Origin of the sequence: Methanobrevibacter sp. V74, from assembly GCF_963082495.1 — an archaeon.
Classification (GTDB): Archaea; Methanobacteriota; Methanobacteria; order Methanobacteriales; family Methanobacteriaceae; genus Methanocatella.
In genome coordinates this window covers 35,102-54,709 of the sequence record NZ_CAUJAN010000006.1, presented here as the reverse complement: position 1 = coordinate 54,709, position 19,608 = coordinate 35,102, and the positions used below count along the sequence as shown (strand labels likewise).

Below are 19,608 nucleotides of genomic sequence, written 5' to 3'. Positions count from 1 at the left end.
ATCAAATAAGACTATAATATCGTGTTGTTACGTTATGTTCTTCTAAGTTTTTTTTAACTGTTCTTCAGCATCTTCAGGGGATTTTGAAAATTTAGGATATGCTTTGCTGTAATTGTATCCTAATTTCTTTACAATTTTTCCTATTTGTTTTAAACTGTAATCTACATTAAATTTTTCATTAACAAGAAGATGTACATCTTTCATTGACATATTTGGTGTTTTTTCAATGATTTTGTCTAATTCAATTAGTTGATCATAAGTTAATTTTGATGGCCTTCCACCACCAAAAGAAGGTTTTAAACCTTCCAATCCTTCAGATTCACATGTTTTAATCCATCTGTGAACTGTTTGATATGATTTTCCTAGAATATTCGCAGCATCAGTTATTGTATTGCCTTCACTAACAATTTTAACAGCAATCAATCTTTGATAATACCTATGATAAGCCACATAATTGCTGATTTCCTCATCTAATGCGGTTTTAGTCATTTTATTAAAAACATCAATTTTAGATTTTCCAGACATATTTTATAATTTGTCAGTCATCTATAATAAAAGTTTGGTTAGTAATTATAATAGTGTAAACTTTAAGTTCGCTAATTTCCTTACCTTCATATTCATGATTTTGGTCCCTTAATGCCAATACATATAAATGAAGTTGCTTTTTAAATTTATCTTTGTATTTGGCCTCTAAGCGAGTATTCTTATAATCAATAATGCCCAATTTACCATCAATTTCATAGATTAAATCAATGACTCCATTAAGGGCATAGTTTCTGTCTTTTAAATAGAAGGGATATTCACTATCAAGTATTTTTATATTTTTACCGTAATTTTTATAATAATGAATAAATGTTGCCGATTATTTCGTTAAGTTGTTTTTCATACCCAACAGGATCCTCTTCTTTTAACTCATCATTTGAATTTTCAAATAATTCCTCTATTGTTTTAACAACCTCATCCTCACCAATAAAGACATTGCCATTATTAATTATTTTTTTGTTGATAACTTCAAGTGTATAGTGGGCAAAAATCCCATCATCAATCTCCTGTTTTTCAGATATGGTGAAATTAACTCCGTTAGCTAGTTTTATATCTAAATGGACAATTATTATAATTTTCCAAAGCAGTGAAGCTTAAATCAACACAGTATTCATCATCCTCTTCATCCTTCCTGCAATACACCACATTGATGTCCATATCTTCAGGGTCAATTAATTTGCATTTATTTAAGTTTTCATTAATTGCATTTTTCTATGCAGTCCGGACCTTTTGGAAGTCTTTCAAATTCACTTTGTTCAATTGCGATTTGATTTGACTGGTTCATATCCTCCACTAATGAAGACAATATTAATGTATCCTCTGCACGAGTCATTGCAACATAAATAACTCTTTCCTCTTCCATATTATGAGACAGTTCAGGCCCGAATTCCTTATCAAATTTGGGATAATTTAAACAGTCATCAGGAGTGTAATAAACGGGCTGGCCAAAAATCCATCCATTATCTGGATTTGGATCGATATATTTCATTGGGAAATTGTCTTTTTTCAGAGAGGGAATAATAACAACCGGGAATTCTAATCCTTTTGACTGATGGACAGTCATTATTTGAATGGCATCACTTTCATCAGAATAAGCCGAATGTCCTTCAATGGTTCTATATACAAACCAAAATGCGGTAGATTCGGCAGGGGTTTGTAAAACAGACCATTCTTCAATGGTTCTATATACAAACCAAAATGCACCTCTAATGTCCCGGTTGAACTTAACGTCAACAAATGTTTGAAGAGAACCTGTAATTTTTGAGAGGTTGTTAATTATAATATCTCCTTCATCACTTAAGATTAAATCTTCAGACAAATAACCGGTAACATCAGTTAATAGTTTTAAATAAACGAGAGCTTTTGAAGGCAATTAAGAAAAGGCACAAGCGTAACATCAGTTAATAGTTTTAAATAAACCTCAGAAACTGTTGGCCTGTCATAGAATTTAACATCCTCAGAGTACAATGAGTCTTTAAATTCATTTAATTTTCTAAAGAATTCCAAATCATCTTCATTTTCAATACCATATTCAATTAGGTTATCGTTTGTTAAAACCGGCCTTGTAACACTATTAAATATTTTAATGAGCATTTCCTCATCACGGGCAAATACTGTTTTGAAGGATTTTTTACCTCCTCTATTATGGTCTTTTAGCCAAAAATAATTTTCAGCCCTGACAACATCCTCTTCAAATTTATTCTGCAAGCTAATCAGTATCTCTTTTGTCTCATCAGATAAATTGAACAAGACCTGATTGGCATATGCCTTTAAATTCAGCCAGTCTTTTTCCCATCTATTAAACCTGTGACTATGAGGATCATCATCTGAAACCAGATGGTGAAAGAGTGTTAAAATTGACTTAATTTCATCCTGACTGATTAAATCATTGTTATTGACCTGAAATTTAATATTTTCCGCTTCTAATTTTTCAAGCAATGGTCCGATACATCGTGAGGTACTTTTTGAAAGAGAACGAAATAGAATGCCAATATCGGACAATCTATTGATTTTTTCATTTTCAATCAAATATTTAATGATATTTACAATGTTTTCAGCTTCACTATCAAGTGATGATTCTTTAGTCGATTAATTTTTAGCATCATAGTTATTTAAAGAATAATAAACATGATTATTTTACATCACGACCACATTGAGCCTTTCCAAGTGCGGATTCAACTGGTCTTTGATGTTTAATGAAATCTTCAGACACATCGATGATTTCATGAGTGGAGCGATAATTAGTGGTCAGGCTTTTAAACTCGAATTTATCTTTATGATATTTAGCTAAATATGTAAATGGATTAATGTTTGAACCTCTAAATCCATATATGCTTTGATTAATGTCACCTACTACTGTAAATGATTTTGCTTGTTTCATCAGATACTCAAACAATTCCATCTGCATAGGATCTGTATCTTGAAACTCATCAATTAGTATGTTGGTGAACTGTGTTTTAAATCCATCTTTTTTGACAATTTCTAATGCATCCTTTTGTAGATGTGCAAAGTCAATTGCTTTTTCGCGCTTTAAGATATTTTTCATAAATCGGATAGGATTTGGCGATTTGCAGATATTGTGCATTATACTTGGACTCTTTAAACTCATCATTTTTTCGAACTTCATCATGAGGATATTCTCCATCATTTAATTCCATTCGCTCACGGACAAAAGTGGACATATCCCTCGCTGACTGGCCTATTTTCTGTGATATAATCAATTAACTTATCTGTGTCAACACTGAAAGAGCAATATTCATTTATATTTATTGGCAATATATTTGATGTTGCTACTTGACATGTAACATTCTTTAACAAATCCAAGCTCTTCCATATGCTTTCCAATGAACAACAAGTTTTTCTCACCGGCATCGTCTGAAATGATATTTAAACCAACATGACCATTTTCTTCAAGTATCTTTTCGCAAAAAGAGTGAATAGTTGATATATGCATCTTTTGAACATCACTTTTTAACAAATCACCTTCAGACAATCTCTCTCGAAGTTCATCTGCAGCTTTAGTTGAAAAAGTGACAATTAGCAATGATTTAGGATCCACCCCCTAACTCATTTACCATATAATTAACTTTTTCAATTAAAACACGGGTTTTGCCTACACCCGACCCCGCTTCTATGCTTAAAAACTTATTTCCCCCATAAGTAACAATCTCTTTCTGTTAATACTGAATGTTTTCAGTTGAATTATTCAAAACTAAAAAAAGGTTAAAATAAGGAAGTATTGGTGGTTCCTTATTCTTTTTTTTTTATTTGATTGTTATTGTGTTTTTTATTTTTGATTTGGTGTATTGTGTGTAGATGTTGTATTTGCCTTTTTTTAGGTTTTTGATTTTTAGTGTGGCTATTCCTTTTTTGTTTGTTAGTTTTTTGTATTTTTTTCCTTTGAATTTAAATGTTATTTTCTTTTTTGCTTGTGGTTTTCCTTTTGTGTTTACTAGTTTGGCCTGGAATTTTGTTGTTTTTGTTTTTTTCTTTATGATGTTTTTTGCTGTTAGTAGTGGTTGGATTGTGATTTTATTTTTTGTGATGAATTTGGTGTATTTTGTGGTTATGGTGTGTGTTTTTGGTTTTTGTGTGATTTTTAGGCTTGCGTATCCATTTTTGTCTGTTTTTTTGGTGTATGTTTTTCCTGATATTGTGAATTTTACTGTTTTTCCAGCGCCTACATTTTTACCATTTGCATGTATTATTTGTACTTTAAATGTTCCACCCATGAAATAAATTTTTAAGTTTTTATTTTTTGTTATTGGGGATTTTAAGATTTTTATCTTGGTTGTGAAGGTGCTTGGACCATAATCTTTATCTCCATTGAATTTAGCTATTATTGAGTATTGTCCAGGTTTTTGTTTGAGAAGTATAGTAGCATAGCCATATTTGTCTGTTTTTAGGTTGTATTTTTTATTTTTGATTGTGATTTGAAGATTTTTATAAATTAAAGGTTTTCCTTGGTAGTCTGTTAATTTTACCTTATATTTTGTCCCATCATTATAAAACATATACACATTATTAGAATTTAAATAAGAATCACCAGTAATAATTAAATCATTAGTCAAATCATTACCGTCTTTTTTATAAATCATTTTAATAGTGTGTTTTCCACTGTTTAAATTAAAAAAAGTAATATTCTTATTTATCCCACTATTAAGGATTTTATTACCATTTTCATAGTAATTAACATTGTAATTATTTTTTTCGTAGTAAATTAAGTTATTAACAGTAACAGTGTTTGTATTTTTAGGACGAAATACACTAAAAGTACAAGCAAATATATCACCTGACTTAAACCAATAAATAACATTACCTTTAAATTTTTTAGCATGGTTATTAACAAAAGAACAACTACTTAATTTACCATTATCACCATCCCAAAAAACAGCACCACCCCATTTAGCATGGTTATTAACAAAAGAACAAGCACTTAAAAAACCATTATCACCAGTCCACCAAACAGCACCACCACCAGCATCTGCATGATTATTAACAAAAGAACAAGCACTTAAAAAACCATTAGCACCAGTCCAACAAACAGCACCACCATCATCATCTGCATGGTTATTAACAAAAGAACAATTCTTTAATTTACCATGATTACCAGTCCATTTAACAGCACCTTCATACTTTGCATGGTTATTATTAAAAGAACAAGCACTTAATTTACCATTATTACCATTCCAATAAACAGCACCACCATACCATTTAGCATGGTTATTAACAAAAGAACAAGCACTTAAAAAACCATTATCACCATGCCAATAAACAGCACCACCATACCCATCTGCATGATTATTATTAAAAGAACAAGCACTTAATTTACCATTATTACCATTCCAATAAACAGCACCACCAACATCTGCATGGTTATTGTTAAAAGTGCAGTTTTTTATATTGCCTTGTGTTCCATGTAAGTAAATAGCACCACCAAGTTTACGTGCGTGGTTATTTTCAAAGTAACAATTTTCTAAATTAACATTATCTCCAAACCAGTCAATGGCACCACCCCAATCTGTTTGAGTATTATTAGCATTTATGAATCTTATATTTTTTAATGTGACTTGATTGTCACCTATCCAGAATATTCGTGTAGCTAATCTTCCGTTAAGTACATGGTTTTTACCATCAATAGTTAAAGGTTTATTAATTATTATCGCATTATCTCCAAATACATATGTATAGTCTTTATTTAGAGTTATTGTACTACCAGAACTTGCACCATTGATTATGTTTTGCAAATCAGTAAATGTTGAAGTAGATCCTTTTAAATCGCTTTTGTTCATTTCAACATTTAATTTATCATCAGCTTCAACTTCTAAAATTGTAGTATTTTCACTTAAATCTATTTCAGATGTTGCATTGTCTTGTGCTGAAACAACTGAAATAGATAAAAATATTAAAAATAAAAACACTATTATAACTTTATTTAAATTCTTAATCATTTTATATCAATCCTCCGGATCTTAATATTTTCATAATTAAATGAAATTGAATCAATATAATATTTAAATAATTAATAATGATTCTATACAATCATCTATAAATAATTAACTGTTCTGAATCAACCTGGGACTGTCAATTTGTTAGGTCTTCATTTCTTCTTTTTGTCCAACCATCGTTTTTATGCATTAATGCACTCCATAATCCTTGCATAGTCCTATAACTTCTTTTTTCGTATTTTGGCATTGTATTGCCATTGAAATTTTCTAATTTATTATTTGTTGGTTCTAAATGTCTTTTATAATCATCTTCAAGGAATCTTAGGAATTTTCTGTATTCTGGGAAAAAATTCTTTTTTAGATACTTGGCCAAATGTTCTGGATAATATTTTATTTCATCTTTTAAAAATTTTATATACTCAATTGCTTCATCAAAGGTTGGTTGTTTAAATAATTTCATAAATTCAGCAATATATTTCCATATTTCTTTTTTTACTTCTTCTTTTTTCTTTTTTATAATTTCATCAAGATTGTCATCAGAGTATTTAGGATGAGTATTTTTTAATTCAAAGCGATAATTAGTCATATTTTTGTTTATTTTCTTTTCCATGTTACTTTTAATGTTTTTTTCCAAGTGAAAAGTACAATGTTGGTGAATAAATCCTAATTTGCTCATTATTTTATCATATTCCGTTTTTAAATCCGTAACAATTGCAACACGGTCTTTAAAAGGAATACTCATATAAATAAAATTTTCAATTACATTCTCATTTAATATTTCAGTTAGCATCGATGCCACAGGTACGTTATTGACTAAATCAAAGAGTACAAGGTAGTAAACCCAGTTTCCGTTAACTCTCTCCCACTGTTCGTCATATCCGTAATATCCAGACAATTTCAACTCATCGTTGAAATAATAAAATTCACCTTCGACCAATAAAGCTTTTCTTATGGTTTCATGAGACACTTTAATTCCAAACCAGTCTTTAATGAGTCTTTTAATATTTCTTAGAGATATCCAACTGTTTTCACGGGCATTAATTATTTTATTTTTGAAATCATTGGATAAATTACAGAATTTATCATAGAATCCTGTAAACTCTGCTTGAGATTTTTTTCCGCAATCGTGGCAAAAATATCGTTTAATTTTTACTCTAATTGGAAATCCTTCTTCTAAACATAATGTTCTCCAATTAAGTTAATACTGAATGTTTTCAGTTGAATTATTCAAAACATAATGCACATTCCTTGCAGGATAAGATTATTAATTCCATTATTGATGAGGTAGAAATTAAAGAATGGCTTGAATACTATGAAATTCATGGAAGATTAAAAGCATTCCTAGAAACTTAAGATTTTTCATGTGAAATTTTTTATTAATTCTGTTTATTTGATAACGTTGTTATATTATTTTGGGATTAGGATTTGATTTTCGTAAGTTTTTTATATGATTTGTGAACAGAACTATTAAACAAGATGTGAAAACTCACTAATTTTTGGTGAAATTATTTGATTAGTGTGTTTTTTCTTGTTTCCTGGATGTTTATTATAAACATCCGGGGTTTTTCGTTCTTTATTATTGTATTGATTTTCTTTATATTGTATTAGTTCTTTAGATGCTTCTTTTACTATAAAATCGATTATTTGCTCTCTTTTCGTTTGCGTTTCAAATATTAGGTCAAATAAGAATAAATAGATGTTTCCCGTTATTTTTGCGAAATTCGACTGATAAATTATTTTTTCATCTTTATTTCTGGGTATTCTTGTTATATTGTTTTCTGCATGATTTTTAATTGTCATTGCTAGGTTATAAACGAATATGTGGGCGTGAAAATCTTGTTCGATTATTGTTCTTCGAATTCCGCTGAAATCTTCGATTTCGATTAAATTTTTTAATCTGTCAAATCCAGTTTCAACTGCCCATCTTTTACCATATAATTCTTTTAAATCTTCTGTTGAGAATTCTTCAGATGTTAAATTTGTTGCAAGTATTTCAGGTTCGTTCTTACCAATATCTACTAATGCTATGCGAATTTCTAATCGCCCCATCTTTCTTGCTTTTTCTTTTAAATTTTCATCATCAAAATGACTTAATCTATTATTTGTTAAATTTATTTTTATAATTTCATCATTAGTCTTCATTTGTTTGATTAAATGTCTAAATACATTTTTTGGTAGTCTTATTAAAAATTTAGAGTTTAAATCAATGGTTTTTGCCATGAGTTCGATTGATGAATATCCTCGATCGTAAATGGTAATTAATTTTGTAATGTTTAATCTTTGTTTTAAGTTCTCTAAATGTTCAATTGCTAAATCTACTTCATTTATTGTTGTTTCAACAATTTTTGCTGTTAAAATATGTTTAGAATGAACGTCTAAAAGACATGAAACTCTTGCACGAATTCTTTTTCTTTTAACAGGTTTTCATCACCAACAGGGAATTCTTCACGTGTTAAAGTAACATTGGGAAGATCAATAATACTTCCATCACAAGCACTAACAATATATCCTTTAAATTTTGAAAATCCAGAATATTTGCCATATAATTGGTCAATAAAAGATTCATTCATATCAATAAAAACTTTTGGGTCAATGAACATTCTTTGTTTTCCAATTCCTTGGCTAGAAATTGTTTTAAACTTCTTATTCAATCCTATTGTGAAAAATCTAATCGTTTCAATATAAGATGTACAGCTTCTTTGAGAAAGAATAAATGTTGTATACTCTTTTTGAGTCATTTTTCTATCTCTAATAAACTTATTATCTTCAGTTACATATTTTTCAGATATAAAAACATCAAATAAACTGAAAAAATCTTTGACAAATCTATCATAAGAATACATCAATCCAACCCCCAATCAAATAAATTCATGATTAAAAAACTTTAATTACTTATATAAATATATATATAATTAATAATATTTAAAATAAACTATTAATAATTATTAAAATTAGATATAAATAAATTAAAATTAATTAATAAAGTATTAAAATAAATAATAACTGATTAAAGCAAAATAAATCAAAATTAGCAATTTTCAATGAATAAACAATGATAAAAAAAATAAAAAATCTTAAGTTTCTAGGAATGAAGGATAAAGAAAGAAAATAAATAGAACTTTTAATTTTATAGAATATATAAAGAGAGGTGTAAACATGTCAGATATTGAAAAAGTAGATGAAATTTTAACAAAAAACCAAAAGTAAGACCGATTGGATTCCATTTATTAGAAGGAGATAAAATTTTCTTCGGAGTTGGAACATTCAAAGCAGTATATAAACAAATGGAAGCAAATCCTCATGTTGAAATAGCTGCATGGGACGGGAAACACTTCCTTAGATACCATGGCGAGGCAATACTTGATAAAAATGAAGAAATTAACAAAAAAGCATTTGAACTCATGCCAGATATTAAAGAATTATATGAATCCAATAATTGGGAAATGGGTACATTCTACCTTGACAATGCCACAGCTGAAATCAGAAATATCATGGATGTTGAAGAATCATATGAATTTAAGTATTAATGTCTAAAACATTAATACACATTATTTTTTTAATTAAACATGTCTGATATCAGTGTAATTGGATATTTCAGAATTGATTGTGCATAAATCATTAATATTTAAATCATGTACATCATTATGGCCAGTAATTCGTGCAAAAGTCTTTAGTTCATCATTAGAAACTCTTAAAAAATTTTCAACTCTTTTAGAAGCAATTTCGATTTTTAATCTTTTACGCAAATCATCATCTTGAGTTGCAACACCTACTGGACAGTTTCCACCCTCACAAATTTTATATTGTTGGCAAGCTGCAGCCATCATAACAGCAGTACCAATAGCTACTGCATTAGCACCCATAGCAAGAGCTTTTGCAAAGTCAGAAGACACTCTCAACCCCCCAGTTATGGTTAAATCAATGCCGCTTTCATGTTCATCTAAATATTTACGAGCTCGTGAAAGTGCAAATATTGTTGGAACAGAAGTAGAATCTCTGATTAATTTTGGGCTTGCACCGGTTGATCCTCCACGACCATCAATTGTTATGAAATCCGGTTGAGCATGCAGAATATATTCTAAATCTTCTTCGATTCTACCTGCTGCAAATTTAATGCCGATTGGAACCTGAGAACATTCTCTTAAATCGTCGACTAAATCCCTTAAGTCTTCTTTTGTTGAAACATTAGGCAATGTTGCAGGAGAGTGAATATCTTCACCAATCATTTTTCCTCTAATTTCAGCAATTTGAGAAGTTACTTTATCCCCCGGAAGTTGACCTCCAAGACCCGGTTTAGTTGATTGGCCTATTTTAATTTCAATTGCATCAACATTTTTCAAATTATATTCAGTTACTGAATATTGATTAGGAACATACTCAAATATGAATTTATAAGCATTTTTCATTTCATCAGGCAATATTCCTCCTTCACCACTACATTGAGCTGTTTTAATGCCTGCCCCTCCTTTAGCAAGTGAAATTTTTGTTTCCCTAGATAATGCACCGAAAGACATGTGAGCAATATAAATTGGAGATTCAATAATTAATGGTTTTTTTGCATTTTTGCCGATGATTGTTTGAGTATTTACATTAACATCAGATTCCAATGGTTGCGGATTTAATTGATTGCCTAAAATCAAAATTTCATCCCAATTTGGCATTGGCAATTCCGTGTACATTGCAGACACTACTGATTGGCCATTTACAGCCATCTGGTGAATTTCATCCATGAACCTGATTTCAACATCACTTTTTGCAAAATCTCTATCATAAGATAAATCAGATACAGTTAATTCGGTACTTTCATTTAATGGAGATTCTTCCAACTTGACAAATTTAGAAATAGGTTGACCACAGATAGGGCATTTGTCTAAATCTTTCAATAATATGCCTGTTGCTTCTTCATCATGAATATAACCACAAACTGTACATTTATATCTCATAATCTCACCTATTGATTATTATAAACAACATAATATAAAAAGATATCAACATGCCCCATTAATAAGACTTAAAGCATTGAAAGATCTTGGAAAACCGATATAGGGCAAAATAATTGTTATGGTGGAAATCAATATTTCTTTAGTATTTCCTAGTGTTAAATTAGCTTGAATATGACCTTTAAGCTGATTTTCACACCCTCCTAAAGTTGCAATAAAAACAAATGTTATCAATTCTCTTTGGTTATCATTTAAACCATCACGTGAATAGAAATCACCAAAACAAAAACCTTCTAAAAAGGTATTGAAATGTTTTTGACCCTCGGGAGTTGTATCGTTGATCATTTCAACCACTTCGCTTCCAAAATAACTCTCTTGAATTTCACGACCTTTTTGATATCTATTTTCAGAAGTAATATTCGCCCTATTACCTAAAGGCAATTCAATTCCTTTTTTATCAAATACTTTAATAACAATGCCGAAAAAGTTATGGGCACGGCCAAAACCAACATAAGGTACCGATTGATAAAGTAACTCTTTAACCTCTTCAGGAGAAATTTCTTTATCTAAAGCAGAAAGAAATATTTTTTTAAATGCTTTAGGTGATTGACAAGCGATTAAAGATGCCAAAATAACAAGAATAGATTCTTTTTCACTTAAATTAGAATATTCAAAAACTTCATTAAATGCAAAGTTTTTGAAAATTTCATGAAATTCAGGGTCATGTATCTCAATACGATTAAAATTCTCAAATAATTCATTCATTTTTATCACTAATTTAAAATAAGATTAATAAACTATAAAGATATATGCAAAAATCAGCTAAAAAGCATGATGGTAAAACCTAGAAATCAAAAACCAATGAAAAAGGTATTGCAAAGTTAAAAAATAAAATTCAGAAATATAGATTCCTCTATTTTTTAGAAATTTATTTAAACTAAATTTTCAATAATATTTCTATGAATAAAAATCGATGCACTTGGACAGGTGATGATGAGTTGTATATAAGGTATCATGATGAAGAATGGGGCGTGGCAACTCATGATGATAGGGAACTATTTGAAATGCTTGTTTTAGAATCTTTTCAAGCAGGACTTTCATGGATAACTATCCTAAAAAAACGTGAAAACTTCAAAAAGGCTTTTGATAACTTTAATGTTGAAAAAGTATCTAAGTATGATGAAGATAAAATTAATGAACTTTTGGAAAATAAAGGGATCATCCGCCATAAAGGTAAAATTACCTCAGCAATTAACAATGCCTGTGTATTTGTTGAAATTCAACAAGAGTTTGGAAGTTTTAATGAATATATATGGTCTTTTACAGATGGCAACATCATAAAAGCAGAATTTTTAACTGAATCCGATTTATCTAAAGAGATTTCTAAAGATTTGAAAAAACGTGGAATGAAATTCGTTGGACCGACAATAATCTATTCCTATTTAGAATCTGTTGGAATTATAGACAATCATCAGAAAGACTGTTTCAAATATTAAAATAAAAAATAAGAGAGTAATTGAATTACTCGTCTTTGTTCCAATACATAATACCATAAACAATGCATAAAAGTGTAGATAAGATAATTCCTAAATAAACACCCCAAATTCCAGGATCTTCTATTCCGAAAATCATCATTAAGCATCACTTCCTCTTTTATTTATATCTTTAAATGCATTATCAATAACCTCTTGAGCAGGAGGCTTGGTAAGTAAACTTACTACAATAACAAAAATTGTTGAAATCGGCACTGCTATTAACATTACATCAATATATGGCCATGGTGCAACGGATAATAAAGTATTCACACCAAAAATGAATTTGCATATTCCAAGTCCAGTAGCTGTTTTTGCAAATACAAATACCATCCAGAATAAACTTACAAAAGTTCCAGACAATATTCCAGCAATAGCTCCAAGTTTTGTAATTCCTTTCCAGTAAAGAGCACCTAAAAATACTGGCAAAAATGCAGCTGCACAAATTTCAAAAAATAAACTTGTGCCTAATGCAACCACACTTCCTGGAAGTGAAAAAGCCATTACCAATGCTGAAATAATGGCTATTAAAATACCAATTCTTGAAATACTTACCTGATCTAGTTTTTGTTTGGATTTATTTCTTATTGTTCCATAAATGTCTACACCAAATGCAGTTCCCTGAGTATGTAATTGTGAAGATATTGTTGACATTGCAGCTGCAATTAAGGATAGTAAGAAGATATATACAAACCATTCAGGCAGTGCCATTGTGATAAATGTTGGAATGATTTTGTCGATGTTTCCTCCAACTACATCTACTGCGATTTTGCCTAATTTTTCAAAGAAGTAGACATTTGAAAGAGATCCGACAATATAAGCTGTTGTTGGCATGATTGCGATGAATATACCCCCTATTAAAACAGACCGGTTTAATTCTTTATCTGATTTAACTGTCATGAATCTTACGATCAAGGAAGGTTGTGCCAGTACACCAATACCTACGCCAATTAAAGTAGATGATACAAGAGACCACCAGAACGGTGTTCCGAACTCTGGAAATGCGGTCCATCCCGTACCTCCTTTTGCAGTGGCTTCGGCAGGGTATAAATTAACCATGTTTGTTAAAGCAGTGTTTGCAGTATCAACTCCTCCAAGCAACCAATAGACAAATACAAGTAAGAATAGCATTGCAACAACCATGATTGTTCCTTGTAATGCATCAGTATACATTACACCACGTATTCCTCCAAATAATACATAAAATGTAATAATAATTGACAAGATTAAAAGTGCAATACTGAAATCAATTAATAAAGAAGATTCCAAAAATCTTGCAGCTCCGATTAAAACTACAGCTGCATATAATGGCATTGCGCAAAATATAATTAACCCTGAAGTATAATGGATAAATTTAGAATCGAATCTCTTTCCTAAAAATTCAGGAAAGGTCAAAGACCCTAATGCATGACCCATACGACGAGTTCTTTTTCCTAAAAATACAAATGCAATAAATACACCAACAATAATATTTAAGAATGCAAGCCATAAAACACTCATTCCATATTCACCAGCCACTCCTCCAAAACCTACAATAGCTGCCGTGGATATGAAAGTTGCACCATAACTCATTGCCATGATAAATGGGTGAGTATCTTTACCAGCAATCATGAAGTCTTCAGAAGAATTAGTTTGTTTATAGGCATAATATCCTACAAATACTAAGGTAAATATGTACACTATAAATATTATTGCTAAAATCATAACGTCCATAAATAATTACCTCTAAAAATAATAATAAAATTATTCCAATTACATATTTAATTAAAAAAATATTTAAACATTATGTTAATTTATACAACAAAATAATTAACTCAATAGGTTTCGCCAAAGATTTTATCATTTTCTTTAAAATCAAACATGATTTTTAATGCTTCATCAATTGACAAATCTAACTCCTGAGCCAATAATGATTGTGCATTTAAATCCTCAGAAAGTCGACCATAAAGAATAAATTTTAATAATTTCTCCACAATCATGAAAAATATATGTCGAGTCTGTCCAATAATGTGATTTTTTAAAATTTTGATTTTGGAATTGGAGAGAGATTATTTAATGTTCGGAGTGCTTTTTACACTTGAAATAGTGCTTTGAAGATATTTTTCCATAAATTGAAATTTTTTTAAACGGTTTAAATGGAAAAGTCGGCCGGTTATTAATTTTAATATATATTATATCTTATGGTTTGTAATGATCCGATGGGCGTTTCACTTTTATGGATATTTAAAAGCATTTTTCAAAATGATTAAATGCATTTTCATAGTTTCTCTGTTCAAATTCCAATATGCCTTGTTTAAATTTGTCATACATATTAATCAGAACTTGAATTTATTATTTGATAGCTATAAAAAGATGATATATAATATAAAGTAAATATTTTCTTTTAATTAATATTTGAGAAGATAAAATCAATATCAGATAACATGTGTAAAAAAATTTAATTATGAAAATTAAACTGCATAACAAAGTTTTATATGAACTAAATTGGATATTTAACATATTGAGAAAAATTTGATAAATAGGGATATCATGTTTTGGAATGAAGAAGCAGAATGTATGAGTAAAGAAAATAAAGAGGAAATTCAACTTAAAAGACTTAAAAAAACTGTAAGACTCGCATATGAAAATGTAGAGTTTTATAGAAAACGTTTTGATGAAATTAATTTAAAACCAGAAGATATTAAAACATTGAAAGATATTGAAAAAATCCCATTTACAACAAAAAGTGACTTAAGACAGGCATATCCCCTAGGATTGCTTGCGGTACCTCGTGATGAAATCGTAGAAGTTCATGCATCATCCGGAACCACTGGAAAACCAACTGTAACCGCATACACTCAAAATGACTTAGATATCTGGGGAGAATGTATTGCACGTGGACTTAAAATGGCAGGTACCGAAAAAGAATACATTATTCAAAATGCATACGGATACGGATTATTTACCGGAGGATTTGGCATTCACCACGGAGGAAATAGAATGGGTGCAATAACTATCCCAATTTCAGCAGGTAACACAAAAAGACAATTAGATACAATGATAGATTTCCAAAGTGATATTTTAACTTGTACTCCTTCATATGCAATGTATCTTGGAGAATCCAGAGAAAAAGCCGGAATCCCTCTCAAAAACATTAACTTAAAAGCAGGTATACATGGAGCTGAAATGTGGACCACTGAAATGAGAAATAGAATCGAAAACTCCCTTGGAATTAAAACACATAACATTTATGGATTAACAGAGGTTATGGGGCCAGGTATTGCTCAGGAATGTGGTGAACAAAACGGCATGCACATTCAAGATGACCATTTCTACCCTGAAATTATCGACTCTGAAACTGGAGAAACACTTGATTATGGTGAAAAAGGAGAACTTGTATTAACCTCATTAACTAAAACTGGAATGCCTATTCTAAGATTTAGAACAAAAGATCTGACCTCACTTGTTGGTGAAAAATGTGAATGTGGAAGGACTACTGTTAGAATGACAAGAATCACTGGAAGAAGTGATGATATGCTAAAAATCAAAGGAGTTATGGTTTTCCCATCACAAATTGAAAAAGCATTGCTTAAAGTTAGTGGAATTACCCCTAATTACTTAATCCATGTAACAAGACCGGATATTTTAGATGAAGTTGAAGTTAGAGTAGAAGCTACAAAAGAACTATTCTCCGATGAAATGAAAGAAATGGAAAGAGTGGAAAAAGAAATTCAATCATCCATCAGATCAGAAACAGGACTTAGAATGGATGTGACTATTTGTGAACCGGAATCACTTCCAAGAAGTGAAGGTAAAGCTATTCGTGTAATTGATGAAAGAGACTTTGAAAGGTGAAAACATGGCAGTTAAACAAATTTCAATTTTCGTTGAAAATAAAGAAGGAAGAATTAAAAAAGCAATAGACACATTGGCTAAAGAGAATATTAATATTCGAGCATTATCCATTGCAGATACTGCAAAATATGGAATTTTAAGACTAATTGTTTCAGATAATGCAAAAGCAATTGAAGCTCTCGAAAAGAATAATTTTGTTGTTAAAGAAAATGAAGTTATTATTTTAGCAATTCCAGATGAGCCTAATGGATTAAATTCAACATTGGCCATCTTTGATGAAAAAAATATTAATCTAGAATATTTATATGCATTTGTAAGTAGTAAAACAGATGAAGCCATTGTTGTAATGCGATTAGAGAATATGGAAAAGGCTATTGAAGCTTTAAAAGATTCCAATATTAAAATATTAGATAACAAAGACATAAAAGAGTTATAGAAAAGATTAACTTCTTTTCTAATACTTATTTTTTAAAAAATAGTGAAAAAGAAAATAGCTAGAATTCTTTTAATAAATTAGCTACATCCTCTTTTGAATAACCTAAACGTACGAAAAGGCTTTTTAGAGGCTCATTTTCAGGAATGACTCCTAATTCTCTCCAACTTTTAAAATCATTATGTAAAATACCGTTAATTAAAAGCTGAATAGTAATCAAATCATCACTTTTAACTGCAATAAACGCATCTTCATCCTTGAAAACATTGTCTGGGTCGATTAGTGTTATTCTACCGTCCCTGTCTTTTTTTACGATAGCATTGTCAATTTTATACACCATAATACCACAACTGTTATTATATAATAATATTTTATTACAATTACTATTTAAAATTTAACCTTTGATAGATTTATATCCACTTTCAATTGCTTTTAAATTCATTGCATGAAATTTAGGTTTTAAATTATTTTTCATTGCATCAATAACTGATTCTTTTGTTAATGGAAACTTATCATCAGCAGTGACAGCTCCTAAAAGAACCATGTTTAAAGATAAAACACTTCCAGCATCAATAGCCAATTGAGTTCCATTAATTGGAAGTACATGATTGAAATTTTCTTTTAGAGTCTTAGTGATGCTGTCCACACTCGGATAAGGATTATTGGTTGAAGATGGAATAATCGGATGAGTATTGTAAACAATTTTAGTTTCTGAGTTTACTTTATCAAGTCCTCTTATTGTTTCAACCGGTTCAAAAGAAAGTAACATGTCTGCTGCATGATTTGGTATAATTGATGAGTTGTATCCTCCAATTTTTAATTCAGTAGAAACTGATCCTCCTCTTTGAGACATGCCGTGAATTTCACTCATCACTACATCCAAACCTTGAGTCATTGCAGCTTCACCTATGATTGTAGAAGTTTTAATAATTCCTTGACCTCCCACACCACAAATATAAATATTATAATGATTATCCATATTATCACCTACCTGCTTCCAGTGCACCATATTTACAGACTTGTATACACACATTACATCCATCACATTGTGATTCATCAATGACAATTTTGCCATTGACTTTTGAAATAGCCGGACAAGCCAATGCGCTTACACATTTATCACAATGATTGCAGTTTTTCTCAACTAAATGAACTGGAGGTTTTTTAGTTAAACCTTTGATTAAAGTACATGGAGCTTTTGATATGATTACTGCAGTATCCTGTCTTTCAAATGCTTCCTTATAAGTTTTAACAACTTGTTCTAAATTAAATGGATTAATTACCCGTACATAATCACATCCGCAAGCAAGAGCTAATTTACGAATAGATACCTCAGGAGCTTCATCACCCATTCCATCAACAGGAATGCCCGGATTTGGTTGACCACCAGTCATAGCTGTAATTCTATTATCCAAAACAGTTAAGACAAAATTATGTTTATTATGTACTGCATTGATTAATGGTGAAATACCGCTATGGAAAAATGTAGAATCCCCAATGAAACTTGCTACTTTCTGATCAGTTGAAACGGAAAATCCACAACCATCACCAACACTTGAACCCATAGACAATAAGTAATCAGCAGCATTATATGGCGGATTGATACCGAGAGTATAACAACCAATATCTGAAGCAAATATTACATCTGATGTTTTTAAACCCAATTCATCAATTGCAAGGTTTATTCCATAATACATTGCTCTGTGAGGACAGCCTGCACATAATACAGGTGCACGAGAAGGTAAATTTTCTTCTAGCTTATTTAAACTTGATGAATAATTAACATTAACATCTTCTTTGAAGTTGAATACGTCATTTAATCCATCTGCAACCACATCTGAGTTGAATTCATGATACAATGGAAAAGTTCCATCAAGCTTACCATGAACCTTAACCTTTAATTTTTCATCCCCAACAGCAGCTAAAGTTTCCCTTTCCATTATCGGGTCAACCTCTTCAACAATGAATACCTCATCCACATCTCTTAAAAATTCACAAACTTTATCTTTTGGAAATGGGTAAGCAAATCCCAGTTTTAATATGTTAATATCTACACTATTAAATTTACAAACATCATGAGCATAATTATATGCGCTACCTGAAGCAATTAAAGCATATTTTTTATTATCAGTCAAAGTAACTTCCCTATTGTATTCGCTTTTGTTAGTTAACTCTTCAATTTTATGGATTTTATCCCATAATCTAACATGCATATCCCCTGCAAATGCCGGAATAGGAACATATTTAGATGGGTTTTTTTTAAAGTGACTTCTCCTCCAATGACCATCATTATTTGATGAATTATCCTTAACCTCACCAAACTCAACTACTCCTCTCATGTGAGATACACGTGTAGTTGTTCTAACAATAACTGGCAAACCAAATTGTTCTGATAAATCAAATGCATATTTTACCATGTCTTTTACTTCCTGACAATTTGATGGCTCTAAAATAGGCACATTTGCAAACCTTGCATAATTACGAGTATCTTGTTCATTTTGAGATGAAAAGAGTGATGGGTCGTCTGCAGACAGAATTACCATTCCGCCAGTTACCCCAGAGTATGCAGTGGTCATGAATGAATCTGCCGCAACATTCATACCAACATGCTTCATAAAAGTAAATGATCTCAAACCTGAAGCAGCTGTAGTAGCTGCAACCTCCATAGCAACTTTTTCATTAGTGGAAAACTCAAAATAAATATTAGCATCCTTAGCCAAAACTGATAACACATTTCCAATTTCTGATGAAGGAGTTCCGGGATAGGTAGCTGCAATAGAAACACCTGCTTCAATTACTCCCCTAACTGCAGCTTCATTACCTAGTAAAAATTGTTTTTCACCAGAGCCCCCTGTAACTAATTCTTTTAAATTCATTAT

The 19,608-nt window shown here is 30.5% G+C and carries 22 protein-coding genes and 2 pseudogenes; 5 read left to right on the top strand and 19 right to left on the bottom strand.

Annotated features, from left to right (window positions below; genetic code table 11):
• Positions 1-42 precede the first annotated feature (42 nt).
• From Q9969_RS10145 to Q9969_RS10105, 9 genes and pseudogenes are all read right to left on the bottom strand, one after another.
• Positions 43-525, bottom strand: a complete 483-nt coding sequence (locus Q9969_RS10145; protein WP_305555439.1) for a helix-turn-helix domain-containing protein — start codon at positions 523-525, stop codon at positions 43-45.
• A 13-nt stretch (positions 526-538) separates the two neighbouring features.
• Positions 539-814, bottom strand: a complete 276-nt coding sequence (locus Q9969_RS10140) for a PD-(D/E)XK nuclease family protein (protein WP_305557512.1) — start codon at positions 812-814, stop codon at positions 539-541.
• Positions 815-1,240: 426 nt separating this feature from the next.
• Entirely contained in the window at positions 1,241-1,915 is a 675-nt protein-coding gene (locus tag Q9969_RS10135; RefSeq protein ID WP_305557416.1) for a 3'-5' exonuclease, read from the bottom strand.
• Positions 1,888-2,610: pseudogene (locus Q9969_RS10130) on the bottom strand (3'-5' exonuclease); the annotation flags it as partial. The pseudogene Q9969_RS10130 and the gene Q9969_RS10135, both read right to left, overlap by 28 nt.
• A 64-nt stretch (positions 2,611-2,674) precedes the next feature.
• Positions 2,675-3,088: a UvrD-helicase domain-containing protein gene (locus tag Q9969_RS10125; RefSeq protein WP_305557413.1), complete on the bottom strand. Its 414-nt coding sequence runs from the start codon at positions 3,086-3,088 to the stop codon at positions 2,675-2,677.
• The gene (locus tag Q9969_RS10120; RefSeq protein ID WP_305557410.1) at positions 3,054-3,224 is read right to left on the bottom strand and encodes a hypothetical protein; all 171 of its coding nucleotides are present in this window, start codon (positions 3,222-3,224) and stop codon (positions 3,054-3,056) included. Before Q9969_RS10120 ends, Q9969_RS10125 begins: the two co-directional genes overlap by 35 nt.
• A 74-nt stretch (positions 3,225-3,298) precedes the next feature.
• Positions 3,299-3,601: a UvrD-helicase domain-containing protein gene (locus tag Q9969_RS10115; RefSeq protein WP_305557286.1), complete on the bottom strand. Its 303-nt coding sequence runs from the start codon at positions 3,599-3,601 to the stop codon at positions 3,299-3,301.
• A 205-nt stretch (positions 3,602-3,806) separates the two neighbouring features.
• Entirely contained in the window at positions 3,807-5,993 is a 2,187-nt protein-coding gene (locus Q9969_RS10110) for a hypothetical protein (RefSeq protein WP_305557407.1), read from the bottom strand.
• A 133-nt stretch (positions 5,994-6,126) separates the two neighbouring features.
• The gene (locus Q9969_RS10105) at positions 6,127-6,957 is read right to left on the bottom strand and encodes a hypothetical protein (RefSeq protein ID WP_305557404.1); all 831 of its coding nucleotides are present in this window, start codon (positions 6,955-6,957) and stop codon (positions 6,127-6,129) included.
• Between the two features lie 251 nt (positions 6,958-7,208).
• On the opposite strand from Q9969_RS10105, the gene Q9969_RS10100 reads away from it, so the two are divergent.
• Positions 7,209-7,343 (top strand): hypothetical protein, encoded by a 135-nt coding sequence (locus tag Q9969_RS10100; protein ID WP_305557401.1) that lies wholly within the window; start codon positions 7,209-7,211, stop codon positions 7,341-7,343.
• 114 nt (positions 7,344-7,457) lie between these two features.
• Here the strand turns inward: Q9969_RS10100 and Q9969_RS10095 are convergent, their stop codons facing one another.
• Both Q9969_RS10095 and Q9969_RS10090 read right to left on the bottom strand, forming a co-directional pair.
• Positions 7,458-8,333: a transposase gene (locus Q9969_RS10095; RefSeq protein WP_305557509.1), complete on the bottom strand. Its 876-nt coding sequence runs from the start codon at positions 8,331-8,333 to the stop codon at positions 7,458-7,460.
• Positions 8,334-8,365: 32 nt separating this feature from the next.
• On the bottom strand, positions 8,366-8,833 hold the full coding sequence (locus tag Q9969_RS10090) for a hypothetical protein (RefSeq protein ID WP_305557398.1): 468 nt from the start codon (positions 8,831-8,833) through the stop codon (positions 8,366-8,368).
• A 360-nt stretch (positions 8,834-9,193) separates the two neighbouring features.
• Here Q9969_RS10090 and Q9969_RS10085 point away from each other — a divergent pair.
• Positions 9,194-9,517: pseudogene (locus Q9969_RS10085) on the top strand (pyridoxamine 5'-phosphate oxidase); the annotation flags it as partial.
• A 33-nt stretch (positions 9,518-9,550) separates the two neighbouring features.
• Here Q9969_RS10085 and Q9969_RS10080 read toward each other — a convergent pair.
• Together Q9969_RS10080 and Q9969_RS10075 are read right to left on the bottom strand one after the other, a co-directional pair.
• Positions 9,551-10,933: a glutamate synthase-related protein gene (locus Q9969_RS10080; RefSeq protein WP_305557395.1), complete on the bottom strand. Its 1,383-nt coding sequence runs from the start codon at positions 10,931-10,933 to the stop codon at positions 9,551-9,553.
• A gap of 45 nt (positions 10,934-10,978) precedes the next feature.
• Positions 10,979-11,695 (bottom strand): carboxymuconolactone decarboxylase family protein, encoded by a 717-nt coding sequence (locus Q9969_RS10075; protein ID WP_305557393.1) that lies wholly within the window; start codon positions 11,693-11,695, stop codon positions 10,979-10,981.
• A gap of 194 nt (positions 11,696-11,889) precedes the next feature.
• Between Q9969_RS10075 and Q9969_RS10070 the strand changes: the two genes are divergently transcribed.
• On the top strand, positions 11,890-12,426 hold the full coding sequence (locus tag Q9969_RS10070; RefSeq protein ID WP_305512600.1) for a DNA-3-methyladenine glycosylase I: 537 nt from the start codon (positions 11,890-11,892) through the stop codon (positions 12,424-12,426).
• A gap of 25 nt (positions 12,427-12,451) precedes the next feature.
• On the opposite strand, the gene Q9969_RS11595 is transcribed toward Q9969_RS10070, so the two are convergent.
• The 3 genes from Q9969_RS11595 to Q9969_RS10060 form a co-directional block, all read right to left on the bottom strand.
• Positions 12,452-12,565 (bottom strand): symporter small accessory protein, encoded by a 114-nt coding sequence (locus Q9969_RS11595; RefSeq protein WP_342765934.1) that lies wholly within the window; start codon positions 12,563-12,565, stop codon positions 12,452-12,454.
• A complete protein-coding gene (locus Q9969_RS10065) occupies positions 12,565-14,175 on the bottom strand; it encodes a sodium:solute symporter family protein (protein WP_305512602.1) in 1,611 nt (536 codons plus the stop codon). The genes Q9969_RS11595 and Q9969_RS10065 overlap by 1 nt, the downstream gene beginning before the upstream one ends.
• A 101-nt stretch (positions 14,176-14,276) precedes the next feature.
• Positions 14,277-14,441, bottom strand: coding sequence for a hypothetical protein (locus tag Q9969_RS10060; protein ID WP_305512604.1), 165 nt, complete (start codon positions 14,439-14,441; stop codon positions 14,277-14,279).
• Between the two features lie 550 nt (positions 14,442-14,991).
• Between Q9969_RS10060 and Q9969_RS10055 the strand changes: the two genes are divergently transcribed.
• Positions 14,992-16,296, top strand: coding sequence for a phenylacetate--CoA ligase (locus Q9969_RS10055; RefSeq protein ID WP_305557391.1), 1,305 nt, complete (start codon positions 14,992-14,994; stop codon positions 16,294-16,296).
• Positions 16,297-16,300: 4 nt separating this feature from the next.
• Entirely contained in the window at positions 16,301-16,732 is a 432-nt protein-coding gene (locus Q9969_RS10050) for an amino acid-binding protein (protein ID WP_305512608.1), read from the top strand.
• Between the two features lie 58 nt (positions 16,733-16,790).
• Here the strand turns inward: Q9969_RS10050 and Q9969_RS10045 are convergent, their stop codons facing one another.
• From Q9969_RS10045 to iorA, 3 genes are read right to left on the bottom strand one after another with little or no spacing between them, the layout of a single operon-like run.
• Positions 16,791-17,069: a hypothetical protein gene (locus tag Q9969_RS10045; protein ID WP_305512610.1), complete on the bottom strand. Its 279-nt coding sequence runs from the start codon at positions 17,067-17,069 to the stop codon at positions 16,791-16,793.
• Positions 17,070-17,123: 54 nt separating this feature from the next.
• Positions 17,124-17,708 (bottom strand): indolepyruvate oxidoreductase subunit beta, encoded by a 585-nt coding sequence (locus Q9969_RS10040; protein WP_305512612.1) that lies wholly within the window; start codon positions 17,706-17,708, stop codon positions 17,124-17,126.
• A 4-nt stretch (positions 17,709-17,712) separates the two neighbouring features.
• Positions 17,713-19,605 (bottom strand): indolepyruvate ferredoxin oxidoreductase subunit alpha, encoded by a 1,893-nt coding sequence (iorA, locus tag Q9969_RS10035; RefSeq protein ID WP_305557388.1) that lies wholly within the window; start codon positions 19,603-19,605, stop codon positions 17,713-17,715.
• Positions 19,606-19,608 lie beyond the last annotated feature (3 nt).

Excerpts from the sequence above, each read along its gene's own strand:
- Q9969_RS10145 (WP_305555439.1), bottom strand. The coding sequence starts at position 525 with ATGTCTGGAAAATCTAAAATTGATGTTTTTAATAAAATGACTAAAACC.
- Q9969_RS10125 (WP_305557413.1), bottom strand. The coding sequence starts at position 3,088 with ATGAAAAATATCTTAAAGCGCGAAAAAGCAATTGACTTTGCACATCTA.
- Q9969_RS10120 (WP_305557410.1), bottom strand. The coding sequence starts at position 3,224 with ATGTCCACTTTTGTCCGTGAGCGAATGGAATTAAATGATGGAGAATAT.
- Q9969_RS10110 (WP_305557407.1), bottom strand. The coding sequence starts at position 5,993 with ATGATTAAGAATTTAAATAAAGTTATAATAGTGTTTTTATTTTTAATA.
- Q9969_RS10090 (WP_305557398.1), bottom strand. The coding sequence starts at position 8,833 with ATGTATTCTTATGATAGATTTGTCAAAGATTTTTTCAGTTTATTTGAT.
- Q9969_RS10080 (WP_305557395.1), bottom strand. The coding sequence starts at position 10,933 with ATGAGATATAAATGTACAGTTTGTGGTTATATTCATGATGAAGAAGCA.
- Q9969_RS10075 (WP_305557393.1), bottom strand. The coding sequence starts at position 11,695 with ATGAATGAATTATTTGAGAATTTTAATCGTATTGAGATACATGACCCT.
- Q9969_RS10070 (WP_305512600.1), top strand. The coding sequence starts at position 11,890 with ATGAATAAAAATCGATGCACTTGGACAGGTGATGATGAGTTGTATATA.
- Q9969_RS11595 (WP_342765934.1), bottom strand. The coding sequence starts at position 12,565 with ATGATGATTTTCGGAATAGAAGATCCTGGAATTTGGGGTGTTTATTTA.
- Q9969_RS10065 (WP_305512602.1), bottom strand. The coding sequence starts at position 14,175 with ATGGACGTTATGATTTTAGCAATAATATTTATAGTGTACATATTTACC.
- Q9969_RS10060 (WP_305512604.1), bottom strand. The coding sequence starts at position 14,441 with ATGATTGTGGAGAAATTATTAAAATTTATTCTTTATGGTCGACTTTCT.
- Q9969_RS10055 (WP_305557391.1), top strand. The coding sequence starts at position 14,992 with ATGTTTTGGAATGAAGAAGCAGAATGTATGAGTAAAGAAAATAAAGAG.
- Q9969_RS10050 (WP_305512608.1), top strand. The coding sequence starts at position 16,301 with ATGGCAGTTAAACAAATTTCAATTTTCGTTGAAAATAAAGAAGGAAGA.
- Q9969_RS10045 (WP_305512610.1), bottom strand. The coding sequence starts at position 17,069 with ATGGTGTATAAAATTGACAATGCTATCGTAAAAAAAGACAGGGACGGT.
- Q9969_RS10040 (WP_305512612.1), bottom strand. The coding sequence starts at position 17,708 with ATGGATAATCATTATAATATTTATATTTGTGGTGTGGGAGGTCAAGGA.
- iorA (WP_305557388.1), bottom strand. The coding sequence starts at position 19,605 with ATGAATTTAAAAGAATTAGTTACAGGGGGCTCTGGTGAAAAACAATTT.